At 70.8% G+C, this 26,463-nt stretch carries 20 protein-coding genes and 1 pseudogene; 6 read left to right on the top strand and 15 right to left on the bottom strand.

The annotated features are described in order from the left end of the window. Positions 1 to 17 precede the first annotated feature (17 nt). The 4 genes from AB0I21_RS09340 to AB0I21_RS09325 all read right to left on the bottom strand — a co-directional run bounded on the left by AB0I21_RS09340 (position 18) and on the right by AB0I21_RS09325 (position 3,733). A complete protein-coding gene (locus AB0I21_RS09340) occupies positions 18 to 1,607 on the bottom strand; it encodes a family 10 glycosylhydrolase (protein ID WP_360559862.1) in 1,590 nt (529 codons plus the stop codon). A gap of 43 nt (positions 1,608 to 1,650) precedes the next feature. Then, positions 1,651 to 2,862, bottom strand: coding sequence for a DUF4407 domain-containing protein (locus tag AB0I21_RS09335; RefSeq protein WP_360559861.1), 1,212 nt, complete (start codon positions 2,860 to 2,862; stop codon positions 1,651 to 1,653). Positions 2,863 to 2,883: 21 nt separating this feature from the next. Continuing rightward, positions 2,884 to 3,171, bottom strand: a complete 288-nt coding sequence (locus AB0I21_RS09330) for a GNAT family N-acetyltransferase (protein WP_360559973.1) — start codon at positions 3,169 to 3,171, stop codon at positions 2,884 to 2,886. Between the two features lie 106 nt (positions 3,172 to 3,277). Beyond that, a complete protein-coding gene (locus tag AB0I21_RS09325) occupies positions 3,278 to 3,733 on the bottom strand; it encodes a GNAT family N-acetyltransferase (protein WP_360559860.1) in 456 nt (151 codons plus the stop codon). A gap of 333 nt (positions 3,734 to 4,066) precedes the next feature. Here AB0I21_RS09325 and AB0I21_RS09320 point away from each other — a divergent pair, with 333 nt between their 5' ends. Beyond that, complete coding sequence (locus tag AB0I21_RS09320; RefSeq protein WP_360559859.1) at positions 4,067 to 4,783, top strand: hypothetical protein; 717 nt, start codon at positions 4,067 to 4,069, stop codon at positions 4,781 to 4,783. Here the strand turns inward: AB0I21_RS09320 and AB0I21_RS09315 are convergent. Beyond that, a complete protein-coding gene (locus tag AB0I21_RS09315; RefSeq protein ID WP_360559858.1) occupies positions 4,780 to 6,087 on the bottom strand; it encodes a hypothetical protein in 1,308 nt (435 codons plus the stop codon). The genes AB0I21_RS09320 and AB0I21_RS09315 overlap by 4 nt on opposite strands. 355 nt (positions 6,088 to 6,442) lie before the next feature. Here AB0I21_RS09315 and AB0I21_RS09310 point away from each other — a divergent pair, with 355 nt between their 5' ends. The 3 genes from AB0I21_RS09310 (at position 6,443) to AB0I21_RS09300 (ending at position 13,251) form a co-directional block, all read left to right on the top strand. Continuing rightward, positions 6,443 to 10,813 carry an AAA family ATPase gene (locus tag AB0I21_RS09310; RefSeq protein WP_360559857.1) on the top strand — a complete coding sequence of 1,457 codons (4,371 nt, stop codon included), beginning with the start codon at positions 6,443 to 6,445 and terminating at the stop codon, positions 10,811 to 10,813. Between the two features lie 207 nt (positions 10,814 to 11,020). Continuing rightward, positions 11,021 to 12,490, top strand: coding sequence for a glutamate--cysteine ligase (locus AB0I21_RS09305; protein WP_360559856.1), 1,470 nt, complete (start codon positions 11,021 to 11,023; stop codon positions 12,488 to 12,490). After that, complete coding sequence (locus AB0I21_RS09300) at positions 12,484 to 13,251, top strand: enoyl-CoA hydratase-related protein (protein ID WP_360559855.1); 768 nt, start codon at positions 12,484 to 12,486, stop codon at positions 13,249 to 13,251. The genes AB0I21_RS09305 and AB0I21_RS09300 overlap by 7 nt, the downstream gene beginning before the upstream one ends. A 94-nt stretch (positions 13,252 to 13,345) precedes the next feature. Here AB0I21_RS09300 and AB0I21_RS09295 read toward each other — a convergent pair whose 3' ends face one another. The 7 genes from AB0I21_RS09295 to AB0I21_RS09265 form a co-directional block, all read right to left on the bottom strand. After that, positions 13,346 to 13,543 carry a hypothetical protein gene (locus tag AB0I21_RS09295; RefSeq protein WP_360559854.1) on the bottom strand — a complete coding sequence of 66 codons (198 nt, stop codon included), beginning with the start codon at positions 13,541 to 13,543 and terminating at the stop codon, positions 13,346 to 13,348. 199 nt (positions 13,544 to 13,742) lie between these two features. Then, the gene (locus AB0I21_RS09290; protein ID WP_360559853.1) at positions 13,743 to 14,960 is read right to left on the bottom strand and encodes a glycosyltransferase; all 1,218 of its coding nucleotides are present in this window, start codon (positions 14,958 to 14,960) and stop codon (positions 13,743 to 13,745) included. 189 nt (positions 14,961 to 15,149) lie between these two features. Further along, entirely contained in the window at positions 15,150 to 17,207 is a 2,058-nt protein-coding gene (locus tag AB0I21_RS09285) for a glycosyltransferase family 39 protein (protein ID WP_360559852.1), read from the bottom strand. 122 nt (positions 17,208 to 17,329) lie between these two features. Beyond that, positions 17,330 to 18,025, bottom strand: coding sequence for an NRDE family protein (locus AB0I21_RS09280; RefSeq protein ID WP_360559851.1), 696 nt, complete (start codon positions 18,023 to 18,025; stop codon positions 17,330 to 17,332). Between the two features lie 11 nt (positions 18,026 to 18,036). Then, positions 18,037 to 20,526 (bottom strand): EAL domain-containing protein, encoded by a 2,490-nt coding sequence (locus AB0I21_RS09275; protein ID WP_360559850.1) that lies wholly within the window; start codon positions 20,524 to 20,526, stop codon positions 18,037 to 18,039. A gap of 31 nt (positions 20,527 to 20,557) precedes the next feature. Then, positions 20,558 to 22,276: a S8 family serine peptidase gene (locus AB0I21_RS09270; RefSeq protein WP_360559849.1), complete on the bottom strand. Its 1,719-nt coding sequence runs from the start codon at positions 22,274 to 22,276 to the stop codon at positions 20,558 to 20,560. Between the two features lie 262 nt (positions 22,277 to 22,538). Next, complete coding sequence (locus AB0I21_RS09265) at positions 22,539 to 23,045, bottom strand: PaaI family thioesterase (RefSeq protein ID WP_360559848.1); 507 nt, start codon at positions 23,043 to 23,045, stop codon at positions 22,539 to 22,541. 66 nt (positions 23,046 to 23,111) lie between these two features. Here AB0I21_RS09265 and AB0I21_RS09260 point away from each other — a divergent pair, with 66 nt between their 5' ends. Next, positions 23,112 to 23,600 carry a helix-turn-helix domain-containing protein gene (locus AB0I21_RS09260; RefSeq protein WP_360559847.1) on the top strand — a complete coding sequence of 163 codons (489 nt, stop codon included), beginning with the start codon at positions 23,112 to 23,114 and terminating at the stop codon, positions 23,598 to 23,600. Positions 23,601 to 23,623: 23 nt separating this feature from the next. Here AB0I21_RS09260 and AB0I21_RS09255 read toward each other — a convergent pair whose 3' ends face one another. Both AB0I21_RS09255 and AB0I21_RS09250 read right to left on the bottom strand, forming a co-directional pair. Then, on the bottom strand, positions 23,624 to 24,427 hold the full coding sequence (locus AB0I21_RS09255) for an SDR family NAD(P)-dependent oxidoreductase (RefSeq protein WP_360559846.1): 804 nt from the start codon (positions 24,425 to 24,427) through the stop codon (positions 23,624 to 23,626). Next, entirely contained in the window at positions 24,424 to 25,080 is a 657-nt protein-coding gene (locus AB0I21_RS09250) for a DUF998 domain-containing protein (protein WP_360559845.1), read from the bottom strand. The genes AB0I21_RS09255 and AB0I21_RS09250 overlap by 4 nt, the downstream gene beginning before the upstream one ends. A gap of 167 nt (positions 25,081 to 25,247) precedes the next feature. On the opposite strand from AB0I21_RS09250, the gene AB0I21_RS09245 reads away from it, so the two are divergent. After that, positions 25,248 to 26,210 carry a LysR family transcriptional regulator gene (locus AB0I21_RS09245; protein ID WP_360559844.1) on the top strand — a complete coding sequence of 321 codons (963 nt, stop codon included), beginning with the start codon at positions 25,248 to 25,250 and terminating at the stop codon, positions 26,208 to 26,210. A gap of 34 nt (positions 26,211 to 26,244) precedes the next feature. Here the strand turns inward: AB0I21_RS09245 and AB0I21_RS09240 are convergent. After that, positions 26,245 to 26,463 (bottom strand): annotated as a pseudogene (locus AB0I21_RS09240) (chitinase); the annotation flags it as partial.

The following is a 26,463-nucleotide window of genomic DNA, read 5'->3' as shown; positions in this document are numbered from 1 at the left end:
CCCAGGATGACCCGGGATCACCTCGCCGGAGTGCTCTCGTTCCAGGAGCGGTCCAGCGCCGTCACGCAGTACGTGGCGGCGGCGTCCGGCACGGTCAGCGAGCCGTCCCCGCCGCGGCGCACCGCCAGCAGCTTCGCCGAGGAGCCCTTCACCTGGTACACGGCCGAGTTGACGCCCTTGCCCTTCCAGGTGAGCGTGGTGCCGGACGTCGAGACGGACGGCGGCGCGGGCACGTCGGCGGGCAGCTGCGCCATGACCGGCGGCAGCGCCGGCGTGGAGTAGAAGCTGGCGGCGTAGCGGGAGACCGAGCCGAGGGCGTCGCTGCGCATGCTCTTGGCGCTGAAGTGGACGCTGCCGGTGACCTGCGGATACTTCCGGTTCAGGGCGAGCTGGCGGTCGAGCTCGCCGGGGTCGGACCAGGCACCGGACTGCCCGACGCGGTAGTCGGCCTGGCCGATCCACAGCTGCACGTCGGTGTCCTTGACGACGCCGGCCCACCAGGGCAGCAGCTTCGCGTAGTCCGCGACGTCGAACCCGATGTTCCAGTACAGCTGCGGGACGATGTAGTCGAGCCACTCCCGCTGCACCCACAGCCGCGTGTCGGCGTAGATCTCGTCGTAGGACTGCAGCCCGCGGGTCGGGGAGCCGGCCGGGTCGGTCCGGTCGTTGCGCCAGATGCCGAACGGGCTGATGCCGAACTTCACCCACGGCTTCAGCTTGCGGATCTTGTCGTGCATCTCCTGGACGAGCTTGTTGACGTTGTCGCGCCGCCAGTCCGCGCGGCTGAGGCCGTTGCCGTACTGCGCGTAGGCGGCGGCGTCCGGGTAGTCCTGCTTGCCGACCGGGTACTGGTAGAAGAAGTCGTCGAAGTGGACCCCGTCGACGTCGTACTTCTTGACGGCCTCCAGCATCGAGTCCTCGACGAACTCGCGGGCGGCCGGGATGCCCGGGTTGAAGTGCAGGCGGCTGCCGGTGGTGCCGGCCGCCGGGTAGACGACCGCCCACTCCGGGTGCTTGCGCAGCGGGTGGTCGGGCGCGAGCGCGTTGATGTCGGAGCCGGCGCCGCCCGGAGCTGGCTGGCTGCCCCGGTACGGGTTGAACCAGGCGTGGAACTCCAGCCCGCGGGCGTGCGTCTCGTCGATCATCCAGCGCATCAGGTCGAAGCCGGGCGCCTTCCCCCGTACCCCCGTGATCCACTCCGACCAGGGAGCGTAGGCGGACGGCCACAGCGCGTCGCCGCTGGGTCGTACATGGACGAACACCGCATTCAGGTTGCGCTTGCCGGCGAGGTCGAGCCAGCCCAGGTACTCCGACTTGATCTGCTCGTCGGGCAGCCCCGGCCGGCTCGGCCAGTCGATGTTCTCAACCGTGGTGATCCAGATGCCGCGCAGCTCCCGCGGCGCGTTCAGCGGCACCCCGTCGCACCGCAGGTCGGTGCGCGGCCTGGACCGGTCGGCACGCTCACCGCCGCGGCCGTCGGGCGTGGCGCTGGAGGACGTCGAGCTCACCCACACCGCCCTGACGGCGCCCACCCCGGCGACCACCGCCAGGACGATGCCGATCACGACCGGCAGCACAGGGGGGCGGCGGGGGAGGCTGTGACGCACGTCGACCAGTCTGCCGGGTGCCGAAGCCCCCATTGCAAGCGATTCAGGAACTTCTGGACGAAGAGGGGAGGGACTGCTCCTCCAGTTCCGCCATGAGCCGCGCGGTCGCCTGCTCGACCGCGGCGTCGACGAGCCGGCGCTCCGCGACGATCGTGTCGAGGCCGTCGCCGGCCACCTCCTGCGCCGCGGCGGCGACCTTGAGCTGCTGCTCGTGGCGTTTCGTGGCGGTCAGCTCGCGGCGGCGGGCGTCGCGGGCCTCGGTCCGCTCGTACGCGTTACCGTGCGAGACCAGCTTGAGCCACACCGCCGCGCAGTCCAGGCAGACCAGCAGCGCCGCGACGCCGAGGTAGAAGAACCCGAACCCCCAGAAGTCGCTCTTGACCAGGTGCCACATCGCGGTGGTCCGGGCGCCGAAGCCCGCGCCGGCCTCCACGGACCGCCGGTTGTCGGTGCGCTGCTCGGTGATCTGCTCGTTGAGCGCGGCGACCTGCCTGGCCCGGTCGAGGCGGGCGCTCTCCTGGGTCTTCTGCAGCGCGGCCGCCTCGTCGTCCAGGCGGGTCGCCTCGGCGGTCAATGCCCTGGACTGTCGCACGAGCGTGTCGCAGAACCCGCCGGGCGGGCAGCCGGCCCGCTGGGTGACGCCGTCGGCGCGGGAGTCGGCGAGGGCACGGTCGTACACCTCGGCGGCCTCGGCCCGCTTCGTCGCGGCGAGCTGGTGCAGGTCGGCCACGGCCTTGTCGTCGGCGGCGTCCTGCCGGCGCAGCGCGTCGACCTGCCCGGCGAACGTGGCGATCGCGCCCGACTGCTCCAGCTGGATCAGCTGGCGGTTGTGCACGGTGCCGAGGTACGCGTCGATCTCGCCCTTGTACCTGGCGAGCATGAGCGGCTCGGTGATGACGACGGCGAACAGCAGGGCGAGCAGCAGCCGGCCCGCGTACAGGCCGAACGTGCCGCGCCGCAGCAGGTGCTTCGGGTCGGGGGAGTCGAGGTTGTCGTAGCTGACCGCGACCCGCCCGACGACGGCCCGGTCGTAGGCGATCACGGCGGCCGCGACCGGCGGGCCGACCAGCCACTGCCACCACGGGTGCGTGTAGTTCGCCGTGGCGTCGACGAAGGTCGCGGCGCCGACGATCGCGTACACGCCGTACAGCAGGATGAACACCGCGATCGAGCGGTACAGCGCGCGGTCGGTGTGGGTCCGCACGCTGGCGGGGTTCACGTTGGCGACCCGGAGGAGCAGCGAACGGTCGGCCATGCGCCTGACGGTACGCGAACATTAGTCGCGTTTAAGGGGCATTTCCTGATTCAGCTCTTTCACCAGGATCCGGCACAACTCCGGTTCGCGCACCTCCCGCTCGTCCTTGAACACCACGTTGTACGTGTCGACGAGCCCGTGCGGCCACTCGGCGAACCCGAGCCGCAGGTACAGCCGCTCGGCGTCGGCGTTGTCCAGCCCGATGCCCAGCGCCAGCTGCGCGTGCCCCCGCTCGCGCACGACCTGCTCGGCGGCGCACACCAGCGCGGTCCCGATCCGCCGGTTGCGCAGCCGCTCGACGACCCGCAGCCGGGTTTGATCGCCGGCTCTCGATCGGCGCGGAACTTGCGTTACATCCGGTTACCAAATTGTGGTTTGACGTGGGTGTGGAGGGAGGTTTAACGATGTTCGGCCGTCAAAGTCGCTTTTCCATCACTCGGCATTGCTCGGGGACCCGGACCTCTCGACCGTCGATGGTCGCGATATAGAAAGTGTCAAGCAGGCCATATGGCCATTCGGTGTATCCGAGGCCGCGATAGAAACGCTCCGCGTCGATGTTGTCGAGGTCGAGTCCGAGCGCCAGGCGGGCACACCCTCGCTCGCGAGCGAGGCTTTCCGCGGCTTGCATCAAGTGGCGCCCGATGCCCTGCCTGCGTAGGTGCTCAACCACCAAGAGGCGGTGCAGGACGGGCGTGCCTGGCAGTCGCTCGCGAAGTTCTGCCTCGTCCGCCGCTTCGAACGATATGTAGACGCAGCCCACGGCCTCCGCTTCGTGCCACGCCGCGAGCAGGACCCCGCCGTCGCCGGCGAGCTGTCGCTGACGCTCGGCAACGAACGAAGCGCCGCCGAGCGCTGCGATCACTCGATCCATGTCGGCGTCCGTTGCTCGCGACGTCCGCACCTGATCAATTGGCATCCCACAATGATGCCTGCACGCGACGTGGGTGTCGCCCCCTGTAGCGGGCTGGGTTCCGTTCTATGGCATCCGCGCGCTACGATATTTGTAGGTTCTGATCAGACGGAGGCGCTCATTCACCAGGAAATGGTGCCCGAGGGCAGTGCCACAGGTGAAACGCGGCATCGGTGTTCCCCCCGTCCGCCGCTCCGCAGATTGGTGCGGATCGGTGCCCCGCCGGCCTGGCGATGCGTGATCTGTGGACACGAATACGCGACTTCGCCCAACGGTGGTTCTCTGGAATCTCGGGTGATTCCGGGCGAGAAGGACTGGACCGTGCCTGTCGTGCGGCAGTTCGCGGACGCCGGCCTTGATGTCGTTGACCGATGGTCCGCGCTGGCGGGCACCGCGTCCTGGACAGAGCACGACACGTCGGAAGAAGCGTTGGTGCTCCGTCGTTCGGCCGAGTTGCGCGCCGCGCGTGATGATGAGGCGATCGGAGATGCCGACCTTTTGCTGTTGACCCAATGGCTCGTCCATGCGCCGAGCAGGTCGACGGTTGTTGCGATGTTCTCCGCGGAGCGAGGTCTGCGGAATCTCGATCGTCTTCAGGTTGAAGACGGCGCGGTGACCTACGGGGATCTGCATCTTGGTCCGGCCGTCGACATCGCCGTTGATCTTGCCGGTGTGCTGGCCAGCGGCGTAGCCGGAAATGTCGCGCACGACCTCTTGAAGCGCGCGGTCGCGAGCTACCGCGGTCGGCGGTCGGCGCCGGGGCGGCCAGATGCGACGGCCGATGCTCCCCTGGCGCGGGCCGATGCACTGGCGGCGGCGCTCGGTGCTGTCACCGACGCATGGCCCGAGCACGCACCGCACGTGGATCGGTTCGCCGTCCGACAGGAGCAGCGCACTGCGACAGGCGTGTGGCGGTTCGTCCTGGTCAGGTCGCGCGACATCTTCACCGTCTACGTCCCACCTGGCGAGCCGTCCTTCGATCGAATTGAGGTGCGTCGGCAGGCCGGCTAGCCCGGGACGTTTGTTTCCAGCGCCTTGAGCCACGGCTCGGCATGCTTCCCCAGCGTCTGAACGGGGCGTTCCAGCATTGTTTGCCAGGTCTCGTGGTCGCGGATCAGCTGAGTGGTGTAGCCGGCCAACCGCGCAGGCAATTCAGGGGTATGGCAGGCTGCTGCTTCCGCGACGCAACGCGCGGCGGCGGCGTGACGTCCTGCCCGCAGCCGAACGGCGAGCTGGACGAGCAGGGCGCTCCGTTCGCTCACCACGTGCCGCCAGAAGCCGACCTGTGTCTGGATGTGCAGCCCCTCGCTGCCCAGGTCCGCCTCCATGAGGCCAGTTGCCAGAAGCTCGCCGAACTCCTGGCGTACCGCCAGCGACGGCGACGTGAAGGTGCCCACCCGTCGAGCGCGCTGGCGCAGCGAAGTGCCCACAGGTGTGATGCCGACGCCGCCGAGTGTTGCCGAGGTCACCGCGAACAGAAGATCTTCGTTGTACAGGGCGGGGAAGAAGGACACGGCTGACCGGCAGTCGATTGCCATCGCTCCGGCACCAATCAGCGAAACGGTCGGCATGCCAGCGGTCGCACAGGCGTGACCGACAACGGACCGGTCGTGCGCGTCCACGAATGCCCATGCCGCGATCTGCGGCGGGGTTGCACTGCCACGCCCGGCGAGCGCCTGCCGCGTGGCGTCGAGGTGGTCGCTGCCGAGCAGGTCGATGTCATCGTCCATGAAGAGCACATGCCGCCACCCGGCAGCTTTTGCCAGCAGCATCCCTGCGTTCCGTTTCGCTGGAGTGTCCCGATGTCGATCCGAGGACCCGTGATTCGACGTGGACAATGTCGCGGCCGGGTTCCACGCTTCGGGCAGCGTCAGTCGCACCGCAGTGCCTGAGGTGAGCGCCGCGCGCAGTTCGACGCTGTCTGCCGACGTTGCCGCCATGCCGTCCGGCGAGTCCAACACGACCAGTGGAGCGCCTGCGGCGGATGCGGTCCGGATTGCGTTGTCCAAAGGCGTGATCGTGTCGCGGCGCGGCACGATCACGGCATCGATCTTCGGTGCCTCCGCCTCCACCTGCGGTGGCCTGTGTGCCGGGGCTGGGGAGGCTACGAGAACGTCGCGGATCGCCGGGCGGGGGGCATACGGCGCCGGCCCCCTGTTCATGACGCGGATGCTTGCTGTGGAGTCGTCTGCGGCGGTCAGGGCCGAGTGTCCCCACTGCAACTGCCGTCCTCGCGTACCGGCGATCGCCGCGAGGAGCCCGATCGATGCCGCAATTGTGGTGCCGCTATGAGTGAGGTCCAACAGTTCGAGCATGGGGGCCTCCGCTGCGAGTTGGGTTTGTCCACCACATCAGCGAGAAGCGATGTTGTCACTACATTCGAAGGTTCCGCCGGCGACGTGCCGGAAGTGACGATCGTCAGGAATGTGTCAATATCGGATCAAAGAGTTGGCAACAACCGCGGCTCTCGTGGTCTCGTGCCGTCGAGGCGGTGCCGTGACGCGGTTAGACTATTCGACGGACCGATGCGCAGCATGGTGGCGCTGGCCGCCGCATCAGGAGGTAACACATCGTGACGCAAGCGCGGGATCGATGCATGCCGTGGCGGATTCCCGCGAGATGCGTCGGGATCAAGACTGATGCAAGAATTCCGCCTCTCGGCAATTCGAAATGACCACGGAGCGCCCACGTCGCGTCGTGGTGATTGCCCCGAGGGATTATCCGGCATTCGACGACGAGTTTCGAATTGCACTCGACGAGCAGGTTGATGTCGTTGTCAGCTGGTTCGGCGAGTCGACCGTCGAAAGTGAGGCGTGCAGGCTCTCGATCCTGCATCCGCACAGCCTGGACGAGCTGGAAGACCTCGTCCGGGCGGAGGGCCTGGCAGGCCTCCATCGTGACCAGCCGACTGTCCTGTACATCACAGGGCACGGGGTGCAGGACTCTTCGCGCCGCCACTTCCTCCTGCTGCCAGGCTCCGAGGAGGCGAACCTGCGCAACACTGCGCTCGTCACGGCGGACCTCGTGGAGCGTGTCCTGTCGTCGAGTGCCGAGCAGATTCTCGTTTTCGTCGACTCCTGCCATTCGGGCGCGCTGCACGCCGAACTCGCCGAGCGGTTGCGGTCGCTGCCACCCGACCGCAGGCGGCTCAGGACACTTGCTGTCATCACGGTCGGTGATTTCGATGAGAAGCCTCGCGTCGGCGAGTTCGCCACGGTGTTGTCCAGGCTGTACGAGCGGTTCCGCAGCCCGCAGAGCGGTTATGCGCGGCAATACCTGTCGTTTCAGGACCTCGCAGTTGAGATGGCGAATCTTTTCCAGGAAGAAAACTCGCTCCTCGAGCCGTTGTGGGTATGGCCGCGTTCGTCGCCGACCCCTGAAGCCACCCGGTGTATTCCGAACCCGGGCTACCGTCCAGTCGGTCCACCTGTCGAGGCGGTCCGCCGGCAGCTCGCACAGGAGTTGTCCGCTCTGCCGTACTGGAACTCTCGGGCCTCAGGTCGATACTCCGACGAACCGGGTGCCTGGTACTTCTCTGGACGCCGCGACGAGTTGCGGACCCTGTGCGACTTCCTCGGCCGCGGGTCTGGCGTCGTCGTTGTCACCGGCGAGGCAGGCAGCGGAAAGTCCGCAATTCTGGCCCAGGTGACAGTGCTGAGCGACCCGACGTTCCGCAACAACTCAGCCTTTCACGAGGCCGTCCGAGGTCTCGGCGCGGATGCGGTTCCGCCGCTGGGGTCAGTGGACGTGGCCCTGTATGCACGCAATGCCACGTTCATCGACCTGGCTGCTCAGCTTGCCTCGTGCCTCGCCGTGGAGCCGCCAGACGCCCACGCCGATGGGACGGTCCTCGACGCCATCGTCGAGCGGCTCCGGTCCGAAGATCGGACGATCTCGATCGTCATTGACGGTGTCGACGAGGCGGCGCAGCCTGAGCTGATCGTGTCTGGTCTCCTGAGCCGACTACTGGCAGTCGGGAACGACGCCGGTGAGCCACTCGTCCGCCTGATCGTCGGTGTCCGGTCGGACCGTCCCAGTGGCACCGTCCTGCGCGGCGAGGGTCTGCTGGACATGCTCATGAAGGTGGCGGAAAATGTCCGTCCGGATGCCATCTGGGCGCTGATTCGGACAGACTCGGCGGCGGATGTCGTCCATGACATCACGGAATACGTGCAGCGGATTCTCTTGTCAGGGGAGGACCCGGGCTTGCTTCCGGTGAGCCGGCTTCGAGCGACGTTCAGGAGCGCCGAGCTGATCGCCGAAGAAGTCAGCCCGTCGTTTCTTGACGCTCGGTTCGCCGCCGCACGACTCAAAATGGCAGGCGGAAGGCCCGAGGAGTCATCTGCCGCCTTCTTCGGTCGCCTGCGCGCCGGCACCGTCTCGCTGTTGAAAGCGGATATCCAGGAAGAGTCGCAACGACTCGACCTTGCGGTCGATCACGTGGTCGCAGTGCTCCGAGCCGTTGCCTTTTCGTTGGGTGCCGGCCTTCCATGGGCCAATGTATGGTCGACTGTCGCCGCTGCGCTCATGCCGGACACGGATACGAAGGCCGCCGCAGTCGACATCGACGCAGTCATCGCGGCGGTGCAGCGTGGCCGCCTTTCGGGATATCTGGCGTCCGATGTGGCAGACGATCGTCTGGTCTACCGGCCGGCGCACGCAAGAATCGGCGAGATCCTCCGTCGAAATCCGGAGCTCGTGGTGGCGACGCTCGCAGGCGCGCCACCAGTGGATGACCCGTCAGCCGATCGGCACGGCCACGCCGTTGTTGCCATGGCGTTGCTGTCGCTGCTCGGTGAAGGAGGCGCACCGCAGGCGCCACATGCTTACGTCAGACGGCACCTTGTGCGCCACGCTGCTCTCGGCGGCGTCCTCAGCGACACAGTCGTTCCCCCGTGGTTTCTGCCTTGGGAATCAGGAGGCGACGTACGTCGCCTCCTGGCCCGGGCCGGGAATGCATCGGATGCGGCCGCTCTGGAGGCCTGGGCGCTGGTCGAGTCGCTCACCGATGACGCAGACACGGCTTCGCGCGCATCGACGCTGGCGTTCCAGCTGAAGGCCGCGGGGCGAAGCAGCGAGCTCACCAGTCTTCGTCCGATGGTCACCGCCGACTGGGTGCGTTGGCGTGACGACTTCACGAAGGTCGGCAATTGGGGATGTCCGACCTGGGCGCTGGCGACGTTGACCGCCGACGACGGGCAATGCGTCATCGCTGCGTCGGGCGCGGACGGCGGCATCAAACTGCTGGATCTCGACACCGGCCGGGAGCTGTGCCCGACGCTGCTAGGGCACGTCAGCCGTGTACGCGCTTTCGCGCAGGCGAGGCGCGAGGGTGTGGACGTGCTGCTGTCCGGGGCCAACGACGCCACGGTCAGGATCTGGCAGATCGCCACGGGCCACCCTGTCTCGATGCCGCTGACGGGCCATCAGGGTCCGGTCACCGCGTTGACCGTCGTCCGTCTCGGCGACATCGACATCGTCGCGTCCGGTTCGGAAGATGGTGCGGTGCTGCTGTGGGACCTGACGGCCGGCGAACGCTTTGGTGACCCACTGGTCGCCTCCGGGCCGGCCATCCGCGCGCTGGCGGGGGGATGGGAGGACGGAGAGCCCGTCGTCGTCGCGGGTGCAGCGGACGGAACGATCCGCCACTGGCGTGTGTTCGAGGGCCCCCGGCCGGGCGTTCCGATCGCGGCGCACACCAAGCCGATCAGGACGATGGCGACTGCGTGGTCCGGCGGCCGCAATGTGATCGTCTCCGGTTCGGAGGACGGTACCGTCGCGATCTGGGACCTTGAAACTGGGGCGCCGGTCGGGGCTCCCTTCACATCGCATCGTGCAGGCATCTGGAGTGTCAGCATCGTGCAGCGCGACGGCAGGCCGACGGTGCTTTCGGCGGGAGCAGACCGGGAGATCCGGGTTTGGGATCTTGAAACGCGGGCGGAGCTGACGCCTGCCTGGACAAGTCACGAGCGTGGCGTCCATGTGCTGGCGGCGGCGCTGAGATACGGGCAGCCGGTGGCGGTTTCGGCGTCGCTGGACACCACCGTCCGCAGGTGGGACGCGCAGAACCTCCGTGAGATCGAGGGTCCGCTGCTGGGCTCGCCGGACATCATCAATTCCATCGACGTCGGCACGCTTGCGGGAAGGCCGGTCGTCGTGTCGGCCGGCAGCGACGCTTCCCTTCAGATACTCAACCTCGACTCAGGTGCGGTGCTCCATCGAATCGCCGTTGGGCACAGCCGCGGGGTGAACGGGTTGAGCACACGACAGCATGGCGCGTCGCTGCTCGCGGTGACGGGAGCGGAAGACGGACTGGTCATTCTCACAGAGGCGTTGGCCGACGGTACTGCGACGAGCAGGTCGTTCGACGGCGTCGGCGGACCTGTGAACGCGGTCGGGATCGGCTTCATACAAGAAAGCCTCGTCGTGGTCTCTGCTTATGAGGACGGCGCAGTTCGTCTGTGGCGCGCGGCGACTGGTGATCTGTGGTGCGCTCCGATTCGGGGCCATGACGGCCCCGTGCGAGCGCTTCGCGTTGTAGAGCGGCCCGGCAGCACGCTGATCGTGACTGGAGGCGACGATGGCGTCGTTTGTATCTGGGACGCCGCGACCGCAACGCTTACGGTGCCGCCGCTGACCGGTCACGACGACTGGATTCTGGACCTCGCAACGTTGGACATCGGCGATCGGACAGTCGTTGTTTCCGGTAGCGATGACCGGAGCATTCGCCTTTGGGATCTCGACACCGGCGAGCCGGTTGGGCCACCGCTGCGTGGGCACACGGGATGGGTCAACGCAGTTGCCGCCGGTGTGGTGGCCGGGCGGCCTGTGATCGCATCCGCGTCCGATGCCCAAGATGTCAGATTTTGGGACGTCGAAACCTCGACCGAGCTCCACCGTGTCGTCGTGGGCTCGCCGGTGCTCTCGATGACCTTCAGCCCAGCTCCGGACGGCGACACACAGATGCTGTTGATCGGCGGCATCGCCGGTACAGCGCGTCTCCGCCTCGACACTGATCTGTTCGGGTCGCTGGCTCCGTGATGACGGGCCTGAGGGACCGCCGCCAGCCGGCGCAGCTGCGGCATCTGTGCCTTCAGGTACTCCACGTACTCGCGTACCAGTTACTCACGCACGTGACCTCCTCCGTACTGGAAGGCGACCGGGCCCGCGTCAGGTTGGGACGTGTGAGTAAAAAACCGCGACTCGTGGTATGCCAGATGAACCGACGGCTTCGGAGGTGGACGGCCCATGGGCAAGGACGTCGAAACGACCGAGTTCAGCCGCGAAGACCGGATGCGATACCGCGACAAGGTGCGTCAATGCCTCGACGCGTTCGCGCGCATGCTCTCGGACGCGCACTTCGAGGACGGCGACGGTATGAGCGGGCTCGAGATCGAGCTCAACCTCGTCGACGAGCACCACGACCCGGCCCTGCGCAACCAGCGCGTGCTCGACGCCCTCGCCGACCCGGCGTTCGTCACCGAGCTCGGCCAGTTCAACATCGAGATCAACGTGCCGCCACGCCGGCTCGCCGGTGACGGGCTCGCCGGGTTCGAGCAGCAGGTCCGCGCCAGCCTCAACGCCGCCGAGGAGCACGCCGCCGGCGTGGACACCCGGCTCGCGATGATCGGCATCCTGCCCACCCTGCGCCGGGACCAGCTCACGCCCGACGTCCTGTCGGCGAACCCGCGCTACGCGCTGCTCAACGAGCAGATCTTCGCGGCCCGCGGCGAGGACCTGCTCATCGCGATCGACGGCGTCGAGCGGCTCCACGTCCGCTGCGACTCGATCGCGCCCGAGGCCGCCTGCACCAGCGTCCAGTTTCATCTGCAGGTCAGCCCGCAGCAGTTCGCCGCGCACTGGAACGCCGCCCAGGCCGTCGCCGGCGTCCAGGTCGCCCTCGGCGCCAACGCGCCCTTCCTCTTCGGCAGCGAGCTGTGGCGGGAGACCCGCATCCCGCTCTTCGAGCAGGCCACCGACACCCGCGCCGAGGAGCTGAAGTCCCAGGGGGTGCGCCCCCGCGTCTGGTTCGGCGAGCGCTGGATCACCTCGATCTTCGACCTCTTCGAGGAGAACGTCCGCTACTTCCCCTCCCTGCTACCCATCTGCGAGGACGAGGACCCGATCGCCGTCCTCGACGACGGCGGCGTCCCGAAGCTCGGCGAGCTCCGGCTGCACAACGGCACGGTGTACCGCTGGAACCGCCCCATCTACGACGTCGTCGACGGCAAGCCACACGTCCGCGTCGAGAACCGTGTCCTCCCGGCCGGTCCGACCGTCGTGGACAGCATGGCCAACGCCGCCTTCTACTTCGGCCTCGTGCGCCGGCTCGCCGAGCAGGACCGGCCCGTCTGGACCCAGATGTCCTTCGGCGCCGCCGAGGAGAACTTCCACAGCGGCGCCCGCCACGGCATCGACGCCTCCCTCTTCTGGCCTGGCCTCGGCTCCGTCCCCGTCACCGAGCTCGTGCTGCGCCGCCTCCTGCCCATGGCCCGCGAAGGCCTCGACGGCTGGGGCGTCGACGCCGCCCACCGCGACCGGCTCCTCGGCATCATCGAGCAGCGCTGCCTCACCGCCCGCAACGGCGCCTCCTGGCAGGTCGACACCGTCCACCGCATCACCGGCGCCGGCCAGATCGACCGCGACGACACCATGCGCAAGCTGCTGGAGGAGTACCTTCCACGGATGCACTCCAACGTCCCCGTCCACGAGTGGTGACCGCTTCCGGCGCCGGCGCCGGTCACGGCGTCGAGGCGGTCCGGGTTTCGGTCGACGGCCCGGTGGCGACGCTGACCATCGACAACCCCGGCAAGCGCAACGCGATGACCGCCGCCATGTGGCGCGCCGTGCCGGTCCTGCTGAAGGACCTGGAGGCGGACCCGGCCGTCAAGGTCCTCGTCGTCGAGGGCGCCGGCGGCACCTTCTGCGCGGGCGCCGACATCGACGACGCCGCGGCGATCGCCGCCGACGGCGAGGACAGCGTCGCCGTCCAGGCCGAGCTCGCCCTCGCCGCGTTCCCGAAGCCGACCATCGCCCGCATCGACGGCTTCTGCGTCGGCGGCGGCTGCCAGCTCGCCGTCGCCTGCGACCTGCGCTTCGCCGCCACCGACAGCCGCTTCGGCATCACGCCCGCCAAGCTCGGCATCGTCTACCCCCGCTCGACGACCCGCCGCCTGGCGGACCTCGTCGGCCCTTCCCGCGCGAAGCTGCTCCTCTTCACCGCCGACCTGATCGACGCCCCGGCCGCCCTCGCCATCGGCCTTGTCGACACCGTCGTCGCTCCAGACGCGTTGGCGGCGTCGGTACGGGACACCGCCGCCACCATCACCACCCGCTCCCAGCTGAGCGTCCGCGCGGCCAAGGCGTTCATCGACGGCCGGGAAGGCCCCACCCGGCAGGACCCCGCCGAGGTGGCGGAGGGCCTGGCCGCCTTCAGAGACCGCCGTCCCCCGACCTGGCCATCCGACTACCCGACGTAGCCTTCCTGTGCCTCTCAGTGCCCCAGGTATTCGTGTTGCAGGCAGGCTAAACTACGGACAGCGACGACGTCGGAGATCAATTTCCTGTCGTGGGCTAAGGTCCTGGAGGAAGCGGAACCCAGGGCACGCGACCTCGGGCGGTGGCGCCGTCGACGACGGGCCGGGTGTCCAGTAGGGCGGCCAGCATGATGTCGACCAGCCGGACGAGCACGTCGAGCTGCTGGCGAGCTGCCGGCGGGCGCGTCGAGCTGCTGGGCGAGGTGCCGGTGGGTGCGTCGAGCTGGTCGACCATCGTGTTGGCCGTGCGGCCGATGGTGAGGGACTCGCCACGCAGCGGCCGGCCGTCGATCTCCAGTGCGAGCTGCCGGGCGAGCTGTCGGCGGGCGCGTCCAGCTGCCGGGCAGGTGCGTCGAGCTGCCGGGCGGGCGCCGTGACAGCCATCGGGATCCGGTGCGGGGACGGCTTGTGGAAGGCGCCGGTGTAGCCGGGTATCAGGCCTTGCGGAACACCCAGACCCGCATCAGCACGAACCGGAGCACGGTCGCGGCCAGGTTGGCGAGCACGAGGACGGCGATCTCCAGCAGGTGCGGGTGTGCCGGCGCCGCCGCGTCCAGCGCGACCAGCGAGCCCGACGTCAGCGCGAGGCCGAGGGCGAACAGCAGCAGGCCCTGCGCCTGGTGCCGGCCGGCGTGGGTGGCGCCCCGCACGGCGAAGGTCAGCCGCCGGTTGAGCGCGGTGTTGCCGACCGCGGTGATCAGCAGGGCCGCGAAGTTGGCCGCCTGCGCGCCGGCCGCGGGGCGCAGGAGCGCGAACAGCAGCAGGTACGCGACCGTCGACAGCACCCCGACGCCGGCGAAGCGCAGCAGCTGCGACGGCATCGACGCCGGCACGCCCGCGGCGGCGAGCGGCTCCCGGCCGAAGCGGGAGCGTAGCGACTGCAGCGGCAGCGAGCCGTCGATCAGGCCGCGGGCGAGGCGGGCGATGCCACGGAGGTCGGCGAGCGCGGTGGCGACGATGTCGACGCGGCTGTCGGGGTCGTCGATCCAGTCGACCGGCACCTCGTGGATGCGCAGGCCGGCCCGCTGCGCGAGCACGAGCAGCTCGGTGTCGAAGAACCAGCCGGTGTCCTCCACCAGCGGCAGGAGCTGTTCGGCGACGTCCTTGCGGATCGCCTTGAACCCGCACTGCGCGTCGGAGAAGCCGACCTGCAACGTGCCGCGGAGGAGGATGTTGTACGAGCGGGAGATGAACTGCCGCTTCGCGCCGCGCACCACACGGGAGCCGCGGGCCAGCCGCGTGCCGATCGAGACGTCGGAGTGCCCCGACAGCAGCGGGGCGACCAGCGGCAGGACCGCGTTGAGGTCGGTGCTCAGGTCCACGTCCATGTACGCGAGGACCGGCGCGTCGGAGGCGTCCCACGCGGCCCGCAGGGCCCGCCCGCGACCCTTCTCGGTCAGGTGCAGCACCTCGACGCCGGCCAGCTCGCCGGCCAGGGCGGTGGCGACCGCGAGCGTCCCGTCGGTGCTGGCGTTGTCGGCGACGGTGATCCGGAAGGGGTACGGGAACGTCGCGCTGAGGTGGGCGTGCAGCCGGCGCACGCACGGGCCGAGGTCGCGCTCCTCGTTGTACACGGGGACGACGACGTCGAGGACCGCGCTGGCGGCGGTGACGTCGGTGGTTGCTGCGCGCGGGAGCGTCGTTGTCGTCATGCCAACCAAGTTCGGCTCCGTTGCTTCCGGCAGCTTGTGGCGATCCTGTACCCCACCTGTGAAAGCGAGCCGGCACCCGCCTGCGACAAGCGAGCCGGCACCCCGCCTGCGATAAAGCGAGCCGGCACCCCGCCTGGGAAAGAGGGCCGCCCCGGAAACGGGACGGCCCTCGTGAGACGGGAGGCGGAGTCAGGACAGGTCGTACACCGTGACGCCGCCGACCGTCTGCGCGGTGTAGTTGGCGGCCACCCACGCGGCGATCTCCGCGCTGACGCTGCTGCCGCCGTTGCTGCGCCCGCCGACGCCGGCACCGCCGATGAAGTAATGGATCTGGCCGCCGGCGACGTACTGCTGGAACTGTGCGAGGCTCGGTGCCGGGTCGCTGCCGTTGAAGCCGCCGATGGCCATCACGGGAAGCTCGGTCGCCAGCTGGTACCCGGAGGCGCTGTTGGACCCGACGGCCGCACCGACCCACGTGTACTTGGCCGCGTCCTCCCGCAGCAGCGCGACCAGCTCCGCGCTGGGCGTCGTGGCGTTGAGCAGCCCGCCCATGCCACCCCCACCCATGCCACCGCGCTGCCCCGCACCGCCGCCAGGAAAGCCGCCTCCGGCGCCGGCGGGACCGGGGAAACCGCCGGCGCCAGTGCCAGTGCCCGTGCCGCCGGTGCCGGTGCCGCCCGGGAAACCGCCGCCTGGGAAGCCTCCGTTCCGGGAAGGGCCGCCGCCCGTACCGCCGCGGCCGCCGCCCGGGAAGGAGCCTCCGGCGACCGCCGGACCCGCCGTGACGATGGAGCCGGAGTGCGGGGTGGCGATCGTGTTCGACGAGTAGGCGACCGGCCCGCCGAGCACCGCGAAGAGCGCCGCCGCGGCCGCCGCGACCGAGACCCGCCGCCCGATCCCGCGGCCGAGCTGCTGGCTGACCAGCAGGCCCGCCGCGCCGGCCGCGCCGGCCAGCAGGACCGCGACCTTCAGCCACGGCTGGAAGCCGGTGGCGCGGGCGAGCAGCACGTAGGACCAGATCGCGCTGACCGCGACCGCCGAGGAGAGGGTGAGCAGCGCGTACACGTTGCCGCGGCGGCGCCACAGCGTGGCCGCACCCATCGCGACCAGTGCGCCGATCGCCGGCGCCAGGGCCACGGTGTAGTAGTCGTGGAAGATGCCCTGCATGGTGCTGAAGACGACGGCGGTCACCGCCAGCCAGCCGCCCCACAGCACGTAGGCGGCCTTCCGCGTCGACCAGACCAGGCCCGCGACCAGGAAGATCAGCGCCGCCGGCAGCAGCCACGACGCCTGCCCGCCGGTCTGCCCGTCGAAGAGCCGCGACCAGCCCGTCTCGCCCCAGCGGCCACCGTTGGCGCCGCCCCCGCCGCCCCCGCCGCCCCCGCCGCCGACGCTGCCGGTCTCGTTGCCCGTGATGCGGCCGAGGCCGTTGTACCCGAGGGTCAGCTCCAGGATCGAGTTGTTCTGCGACCCGCCGACGTAGGGCCGCCACGACGCCGGGATCAGCTCGACGGTCGCCACCCACCAGCCGGCGGACACGACCACCGCCGCGCCCGCGACCAGCAGCTGCACGAGGCGCCGCCCCCAGCCGGTCGGCGCGAACAGCAGGTACGCCAGCGCGAACGCCGGCACCACCAGCAGCGCCTGGAGCATCTTGGTCAGGAAGCCGAAGCCGACGCTGCCGCCGGCGAACACCAGCCACCAGGTGCTGCCCCGCTCCAGCGCGCGGACCATGCCGTACACGCCGGCGACGAGCAGCAGCATGAGCAGGGCGTCAGGATTGTTGAACCGGAACATCAGCGCCGCGATCGGCGTCGTGGCGAGCACCGCCCCGGCCAGCAGCCCGGCCGCCGGGCCGTGCCAGCGCCGCACTGTCGCGTACAGCAGCCAGACCGTCGCCACCCCGATCAGCGCCTGCGGCACGAGGATGCTCCAGGAGCTGAGCCCGAAGACGCGCACCGACAGTCCCGTGACCCACAGCGCGCCGGGCGTCTTGTCGACGGTGATGAAGTTCGACGCGTCGGACGAGCCGAAGAACCAAGCCTTCCAGCTCTCGCCGCCCGCCTGCGCCGCCGCCGCGTAGAAGGCGTTGCCCCAACCCGATGCGCTGAGGTTCCACACGTACGCCACCAGCGTGCCGACCAGGAGCACCCCCAACGCCGGCCGGACCCAGACCGGATCCCGGGGCGGCGGCGTCTGCGGGGGCGTGTCGGCAAGGTCAGCGGGGCGGACCAGCGTCGTCGTCATGCTCCCGAGACTGCGGCCCGCCCCTGCCAGCACCTTGGGCCCCACCTGTACGCCACCTGTGAGTCCCGGCCCACCGTGGCGGACCGGCCCACCGTGGCGGACCGGCCCACCGTGGCGGCCGGTCAGCGGGACGGGGGAACGGGGATCCGGGTCCAGGTGGCGGAGGGGCCGGGGGTGGTGGCGAAGTCGTACCGGACGGTGTCTCGGCCCAGGGCGACCAGGCTGGCGGAGCCGGAGCCGTACTCCAGGCCGTCGACCTCGTGCCGCACGAGCAGCGTGCGCGGGGCGACACCGGTGAACGTGCCGCCCGCGAGCAGCGGCACCCAGTCGCCCCAGGCCTCGCGGGTCGGGGTGTCCGGGTCGAGGGGAGGGGTGGCGGCGGCGTGGAGCGGGGCGAAGTCGTTGACGTCGACGCCCTGGTTGACGATCACGTGGTCGCCCGGGGGCAGGGTGTGCGTGGTGAGGTCGGTGCCGTTCCAGGACAGGACGGTGACCTCGGCCGGCGTCGCCCGCACCAGGTGGAAGGCATCGAAGCCGGAGAGGTCCTGCGGCAGGGGGGTCAGCGGGAGGGCGCCGCGGGTCGGGCGGTCGCCGAGGGGCGGCAGGGGCGGGAAGCCGTTCAGCAGCGCGGTGACGGCCGGGGCGGCGGGGTCGACCGCGAGCCAGGTGCCGCCGGCGGTGCTGTCGCGGCCGCCCCAGAAGCCGGGCCAGTGCTCGGCGGGCGGCTCCCAGGGGCGGGCGAGGTACTCGTCGCGGACCGCGGCCAGCAGGACGGGGAAGGTGGCGGCGGGGTCGAAGCGGAGGAGCACGGTGCACATGCGGGAAAAGGTTATGCCTGTCCGAGTTGCGGCACCCGTGCGGCCAGCCAGTCGGCGAACTCGTCGGCGGGCAGGGGCTTGGAGATGAAGTAGCCCTGGACCAGGTTGCAGCCCTCCGTGCGCAGGTGGTGGAGGGTCTGCTCGTCTTCGACGCCCTCGGCGACGACCTCCAGGTCCAGGGCGTGCCCGAGCTGGACGGCGGAGCGGACGACGGCACGGTCGCGGTGGTCGACGGCGATGCGCTGCACGAATGACTTGTCGATCTTCATCTCGTGGATGGGGAGCTCGCGGAGGCGGCCGAGGGAGGAGTACCCGGTGCCGAAGTCGTCGATGGCGAGCTTGACGCCGAGGGCGTGCAGGCGGTCGAGCGTGACGAGGCTGCCGGCCGGGTCGTCCATGATGCTGCTCTCGGTGATCTCCAGGGTCAGCGCGCTCGCCGGTACACCCGCCTGACCCAGCAGCCGGGCGACGATGTCGGGCAGGTCGGCCTCCTGCAGGCTGTTGGGCGACAGGTTGACGGCGACGTGCATGTCGTGCCCCATCCGCCGCCACGAGGCGCAGCGGCGCAGCGCGACCTCCAGCACGTGCAGGGTCAGGGGCCGGATCAGGCCGGACGTCTCGGCGAGGGGGATGAACTCGTCGGGCGGGACGAAGCCGTGCGCGGGATGGTGCCAGCGGGCGAGGGCCTCGGCGCCGCGGACGATGCCGGTGGCGGTCTCCAGCTTGGGCTGGAAGACGACGACGAGGTCGTGCCGCTGGATGGCCTCGCGCAGGTCGGCGACCATGGCGAGGCGCCGGGGGCTGTTGCGGTCGTCGTCGGGCTGGTAGACGCGCACCCCGGTGCGGGTGGTCTTCGCGACGTACATGGCGACGTCGGCGCGCTGGATGAGGGTCTTCGCGTCGTGGCCGTGCTCGGGGGCGAGCGCGATGCCGATGCTGACGCGGGCGTTGAGGCGCAGGTGGCCGATCGCGATCGGCTGCTCCATCGCGGCGGCGAGGTCGTCGCCGATCGCGACGGCGACCTCGCGGGTGCGGATGCCGGGCAGCAGCACGGCGAACTCGTCGCCGCCGAAGCGGGCGACGGTGCCGCGGTCGCCGAGGCGGCCCTGCAGGCGGTCGCCGACCTGCCGCAGCAGCGTGTCGCCGATGTCGTGGCCGAGCGCGTCGTTGACGTCCTTGAAGCGGTCGAGGTCCATGAGCAGCATCGCGACCGGGGTGCCCTGGGCGCGCAGCGCGTCGGTGAGCGACTGGAAGCGCTGCCGGTTGGGCAGGCCGGTGAGCGGGTCGTACAGCGCCAGGTGCTCCTTCTCCGCGACCTCCCGGCGCAGCTCGTCGAGGAGCCGGGCCTTGGTGAGCGACAGGCTGGCGTGGTTGGCGAGCGCCTGGAAGAGGCGGACATGATGCTCGCCGAAGGTCGGGATGTCGGGGAGGCTGTCGGCGACGAACAGCACGCCGGTCGCGCCGTCGTTGAGCGGCACGGGCACCGCGATGCCGTCGACGATGGAGCCGACGACGCGGCTGCCCTTGGCGACCAGGACGGGGGTGCCGGCGCGCGCCGGCTGCCACCACGCGGTCTCCGGCAGGGCGTCGATGACGGTCGTGTCGAGCTGGTGCCGGCCGTGCATGCGCATCCGGATCTGGGAGCCGTCGGCGCCCGGGATGATCAGCTCGGCCCGCTCGGCGCGGAGCTGGTCGCGGGCCTGCTCGAGCACGATGCGGGCGACCCCGCCGGTGTCCAGGACGCCGTCGAGGGCGCGGGTGAAGGCGTAGAGCTCCTCGACCTGCTCGTGGCCCTGGCTCTGGCTCACGTACGAGCGGTAGGCCCGGTACGTGACCGCGGAGACGATCGCGATCAGGGCGATCGCCCTCGGGTCGCGGTCGATGGCGAGGGTGCTGATCAGGCCGATGCTGGTGGTGATCGCGACGAGCGGCAGTCCCTGCAGGGCGCTCGGCAGGCGTTTCCACTCGCTGGGGTCGTCGTGCAGCGCGATCACGGCGGTGACCAGCACCGCGGCGACGACGTCGGCGACGAGCATGACGAGCAGCACGTCCAGCCACTGCATCGGGCCGACGTCGGGCAGGGTGGGGCCGGTGAGGGCGCGCAGCATCACGGACGCCGCGGTGGTCTGCACGCCGAGGAGGGCGACGTTGAAGCCGAGCTTGACGCCGCGCTGGCCGCGCAGGACCACCAGGCCGAGGCCGCCGCCGAGGAGCCGGACGGCGAGCAGCAGGGTCGGGTCGACCGAGAGCAGCCCGAGGACCATCGGGATCTCGCTGAGGCTCATCGCGTGGCCGCCGCGGCGGACCCGGATGTGCACCGCGAACCCCTCGGTGACTGCGAACGCGACGGCGAGCAGGATCAGCGGCAGGGCATCGGGGGACGCCGGAAGCCCGCCGTGGTGGATGCGCAGACCGTGGGCCACGACGGTGGCGACGCCCAGCCACAGGCTGAGCGCCGCCACCCGTGCGTCCGGGCGTGTCCACGCGCGTGCTTTCTTCATGACCGTCCCGGAATCGCCCTTTTCATGAGGGTTACTGCCAGATGGAGCTTGACCAGTAGCTTCCACTCCAAGTTCGGCCGCTCCAGGTGCTACCTGACCAAGTTCGGCCACTCCATGTGCGGCCGTCCCACACGGCGCTGCTCCAGGTGCGCCCGCTCCAGGTGCGCCCGCTCCAGCTGGTGCCGGACCAGCCGACCGCGACCCAGCTGCGGCCGGTCGTGGCCGTGCCGCTCAGCGACGTGCCGGTCCAGGTCGCGCCGTTCCAGGTGCCGCCGGTCCATGCGGTGCCGGCGGTCGATGCCTTCGCCCACGTCGCCGGCGTCCAGGCCCGGCCCATGATGTCCGTCTCGCCGGTCAGCTCGGTGCCGGTGACCGGGTCCGCCACGTGCGCGGAGCCCCGGGAGGCCTCCAGCGTGCCGGTGCCGGTCGACGCCGCCCACGTCTGCGTGGCGGCGGGCGTCGGCGCCTCGATCGCCTTCTTGATGTTGAGCTGGCCGGAGCCGCGGCCCAGCACGTCGCCGGCGGTCATCGCGTCGGTGGTGCTGACGAGCAGCTTCTTGACCTGGTCGGGCGTGAGGTTCGGGCGCTGCTGCAGCAGCAGCGCCGCGGCGCCGGACGTGATGGCCGCGGCCTGCGAGCTACCGCTGCCCCGGAAGTACCGTCCGGTCGTGTCGCCCGGCACGAGCCCCGTCGGGTAGTTGACGTCGACGTAGGAGCCCGGGTCGCGCAGGCCGACGATCGAGCGGCCGGGCGCGGTCAGGTCGGCGGAGCGGGTGGCGTTGCCACGGGTGCTGAAGTCCGCGAGGACGTCGTCGGAGCGGGACTCGGTGCCCTTCGAGTCGGCGGCGCCGACCGCGATGACGTACGGGTTGGCCGCCGGCATCGACAGCGCGGTGCGGGTCTTGCCGTCGTTGCCGGCGGAGGCCACGACCGTGATGCCCTTCTTCCAGGCCGCCTCGACCGCGTGCGACAGCGGGTCGAGCTTCTCGTCCTGGTAGCTGTCGGTGCCGAACGACAGGTTCAGCACCTTGATGTTCAGGCCTGGGTCGTTGCGGTGCGTGACGACCCAGTCGATCCCGGCGATGACCTGCGAGACGTCGGTGGCGCCGTCGGCGGTGGCGACCTTGACGCTGATCAGCGTCGAGGTGGGCGCCATGCCGGTGAAGTTGGTCGGCGAGTCGACGGTCATGAAGTTGGTGCCCGGGTCGCGGGCGGCGATCAGGCCGGCCATGTGGGTGCCGTGCCCGAACGTGTCGGCGTAGCGCAGGTTGGGCGACTGCGACTCGAACGACAGGTCCGGCCCGTTGACGATCCGGCCCGGGTCGTTGAGCCCGGTGACCTGCGAGACGCCGGAGTCGATCAGGGCGATGCCGACGCCGGCGCCGCCGATCGGCCGGCCGCTGGAGTCGGTCTTCTTCCACACGTCCAGCGCGCCGGTCGCGCGCACGACGCTGAACATCGAGTTGGCGTCGCCGTCGGCGCGCCATCGTTCGGCCTGGAGTGCCACCTCACCGTCGAGGGTCACGGACCGCACGCCGGGGGCAGTCCTCAGGGCGGACAGTTGCGTGTCCGGTATCTCGGCCGCGAAGCTCTCCACGATCGACAGCGCCCGGCCGACCTTCCCGCCGGCCCGGTCGACCGCCCGGGCTGCCGCGTCGGCGTCGTCGTAGGCGACGATCACCCGGGTCAGCTGGTCGGCGGCCGATGCCGCCGGTGGTGCCGCGGTCGCCGGCACGCCCGGTGCGGCCACGCCGGCGATCGTGATGATCGCTGCCGCGGCGGCACTCAGTGCGCTCCGGTTTCTGCTTGGCATTCGGTCCCCTTCCATGGGTCGACGACTCGCCGTGATCCATGGTTGGGCAGCCGGTAGCGTGGCGTTGTCACCAGGTCGGACACTCTTCGCGGATCAAGCCTCACGCAGCGTGGTGTCGGTCACGCACCTCCAGGTGCGGCATCCAGATGCGGGCCTCCAGGGTGCAGGCCTCCAGGGTGCAGGCCTCCAGGTGTGGCCTTCAGGTCAGGTCGAAGAGCATGCAGGTCGACGTGGCGTGGGCGACCATGCCGCCGCGGGCGTCGGTGATCACCGCCTGGGCGAGGGCGGTCCGCCGGCCCTTCGACAGCACGGTGCCCTCGCAGGTCAGGGTGCCGGACGCGATCGACGCGGGGCGCAGGAACTTCGTGCTGAGGTCGAGGGAGGTGTACCCGACGCCGGCCGGCAGCGTCGAGTGCACGGCGCAGGCGGCGGCCGTGTCGAGCAGCGTCGCGAGGACCCCGCCGTGGATGCTGCCGAGCGGGTTGTAGTGGAACTCCTGCGGTTCGAGGGTCACGACGACCCGGCCCAGCTCGGCCTCGATCCGTCCGGCGCCCATGAGGTGCGTGATCGGCGGCGCCGGCAGCTCGCCGCGTGCCATCGCTTGCAGCAGCTCCAGGCCGCTGCGCCGGCCGATCTCGGCCGCGTTGAGCATCGGGTCGGACCACGTGAACGTGCGGCTACGGACCTCGTTCTGAGTCTGCGTCATGGATGCAGCCTGTCGGGCGACAGCTGGATCTGTCAACCAGACTCAGGTGCCGGTTAGCCTGACGGGATGAGACCTGCGGCACTGGACTGGTCGGTCGACAACTGCACCATCGGCGCGGCGATGGCGATCCTCGGTGAGAAGTGGACCGTCGTCGTGCTGCGCGAGGTCTTCAACGGCATCCACCGCTTCGACGACATGCGGGAGCGCACCGGCATCCCGCGGCAGGTGCTGACCAACCGTCTCGGCATGCTCGTCGACAACGGCGTGCTGCGCCGGGTGCCGTACCGGGAGCCCGGCTCGCGGGTCCGCGACGAATACCGGCTCACCGAGAAGGGCTTCGACCTGTATCCGCTGCTCGTCGCGGTGCTGGAGTGGGGCGACCGGTACCTGGCCGGGCCGGAGGGCCCGCCGCTGGAGACGGTCCACCGCGGCTGCGGCGCGCCCGTGCACGCCGTGCTGGTCTGCGAGTCCGGCCACGCCCAGGTCCCGCCGCGCGACGTCGTGCCCCGCCCCGGCCGCGGCGCCCGCCGCCGGCTCGCGGTCACCGACGCCTGACGGCCTCCGGCTCGCGGAGGTGGTCACCGCCGCTTGACGGCCTCCAGGGAGGACTCCCAGAGGCGGGCGGCCCGCGCCGGTGCGGTGGAGCGGGGCGTCGCGGCGAAGGGCTGCCGCAGGAAGTAGTAGCCGCCGGGCACGAGCGCCTCCGCGGGCGCGCCGGCCAGCCACAGCAGGGTGTCGGCGGCCTTCTGCGGGGAGCTGAACAGGACCGGGATCAGCTTGCCCAGCATGAAGAGCGGGCTGGTGGTGGCGAACCGGCTCCGCACGAGACCCGGGAAGAACGCCACGGGCAGGACGCCGCGCGCGGTCCAGCGCCGGGCCGCCTCCAGGGTGAACAGGATGTTCGCCTGCTTCGAGGAGCCGTACGCGAGCCACCGGCTGCGGTGCCAGAGCGAGGCGCGCAGCGGCCGGTCGACGTCCAGCACGCCCCAGGCCTCGGCGAGGGACGCGGTCGTGATCAGCCGGGCGGGGTCCCGCAACCGGTCGAGCAGCAGGTGGGCCAGCTCGAACCCGGCGAGGTGGTTGACCTGTAGGCAGGCGGGGCCGCGGAAGAGGCCGCCGGCGTTGTTCACCAGGACGTCGATGCGGTCGCATGCGGCGCGGACCTCGGCGGCCGCGGACCGCACCTGGGCCGGTTCGGCGAAGTCCGCCCGCACCGCCACGGGGTCGGCGGCGCCGGCGTCGCGCACGGCGGCGAGGGCGGCGGCCAGGCGGTGCTCATTCCGGCCGAGGAGGATCAGGCGGTCGCCGGCGGCGGCGAACCCCTTCGCGGCGGCGAGGCCGATCCCCGCGCTCGCCCCCGTGACGACGACGGTGCGGGTCACGGCTTGGCGCGGACGTGGACGGCGGCGGTCTGCACCAGCCATGCCGACACGGCGACCAGGGCGGCCCGCTCCATCAGGCCGGTGAAGAGGCCCCGGCCCAGGAACAGGATGCCGATCGCGGAGAGGATCAGCGGCGGGAACGCCAGGAGCACCCCGAGCCGCCCCGCACGGCGCAGCGTCGAGTGGTCGGGCTGGGTGGCGTACACCAGAATCGCCAGCGCGAGGAGCAGCAGCGCGCCGATCGCGCCGGCGGCGTGGACCAGGTCCCGCGGCTGGGGCGACTCATACGGCGGCAGCGGGCACCCCGGGGAGCAGGTCACCGCGCCAGCGACGGCGGCCAGGGGAGCGGCCAGGGCGATCGCCGCCGCGGCGAGCCCCGCCGGCACCAGGGCGGCGACGCGCCCGGGCACGAACGGGAGCGCGACGAGGGCGTGGCGGGCGGTGTGCCGGGCCGGCACCGCCAGGAACGCCAGCGACGCCGCCAGGAGCAGCATGCTGACCCGGTAGAGCGTCGGGTGGGGCGCGCCGGCGACGCCGGACTCGCTCACATAGCGCCACGGCGCCGAGCCGGCCACGGCGAAGGCGAGCCCGATCGCGCCGGTCGCCGCGGTCGCGGTGGCGGTACCGGCGCACCAGCGGCGGGGGGAGAGCACCCGTCCAGGGTACCCAGGCGGCCCGGTTCCATAGCATCGCCGCATACCCGCCCCCGGTATATGATGATCGACCGGCACGTTTCGCAGATGTGTCGATCTGCGAAAACGGTGAGGCTCGATGGCTCCGGGGTCTTCTCCCCATCCGGCGGACGTCCTACCGTCTGCATATGGATCTGGAGCTGCGGCACCTGCGGGTCGTGTGCGCGATCGCGGATGCCGGCAGTGTCACGAAGGCGGCCTCCGTGCTGGGCCTCGCCCAGCCGGCGTTGACCGCGCAGTTGCAGCGCATCGAGCGGGCGCTCGGCGGGCTGCTGTTCGAGCGGGACCGGCGGGGCGCCCGCGCGACACCGCTGGGTGAGCTGGTGCTGGCGCGGGCCAGGGTGCTGCTGCCGGCCGTCAAGGGGCTCCAGGACGAGGCGACCCGGCTGGCCAGCACGACGGACCGCGCCGGGCGGTACCGGATCGGCGCGGTCAACGGCCCGATCCTCGGCGGCCTGGTGCACCGCATCAGCAGCAACCATCCGGGTGCCCAGGTCAGCACGCACGCGTCGTGGTCCGCCGCCGAGCTGGGCGACCAGGTGCTCGCCGGCAAGCTGGACTTCGTCCTGGTCGGCGCCTGCGGCGACGCGCCCCCGGCGACCGACAACGGGCTCGCCTGGCGGGTCGTGGCCGCCGACCCGGTGTTCCTGCTGCTGCCGGAGGGGCACCGGCTCGCCGACCGCGACGAGGTCGACCTGGCCGAGCTCGCCGACGCCCAGTGGGTCGCCGCGCCCGGCGACGGCTGCTTCTCCTCCTGCCACGCGGCGGCCTGCGCCAGGGCCGGGTTCACGCCCCGGGTCCTGTTCGAGACGGAGGTCCGCGGCGCGATCGACCTCATCGAGTCCGGCGACGCGGTCGGCCTGTGCCAGGCGACGCTGCGGCCGATGGCGGGCCTGGCGGCGGTGCCGATCGCGGGCGCGCCGCTGCACTGGCGGCAGATGCTCGGCTGGCTGCCCGACGGGCCCGCCGCCGACGTGGCGGGGCAGGTCTGGGCGTATGCGATCGAGGCCTACGCCGACGCCGTGCGCAAGAACGACCGCTACACGGCCTGGCTGGGGCGCCACCCCGACAGAAGAGGGCTGGCCCTGTAGCAGGACCAGCCCTCGCTGTGCTCGGTTCGCGCGGTTACCCGGTGAACGTGGCGGTGATCTGGGTGAACTGCCAGTTGTTCTGGGCGATGCCGCTGCAGTTGGACACGACGCCGCCGCCGGGGCAGGGGCGGTCGCGGTTGACGGACCAGAAGGCGAGCCGGGCGAGGTGCTTGGACTGGGCCCAGTCGCGGATCTGCTGCCAGTAGGCGACGGAGGTGAGTTCCTGCTGGTCGGACAGGCCGTTCATGCCGGA

It is taken from the genome of Dactylosporangium sp. NPDC050588 (assembly GCF_040654975.1).
Classification (GTDB): domain Bacteria; phylum Actinomycetota; class Actinomycetes; order Mycobacteriales; family Micromonosporaceae; genus Dactylosporangium; species Dactylosporangium maewongense.
Note: the sequence above shows the minus strand (reverse complement) of the source record. Positions and strands in the feature narration are given on the sequence as shown.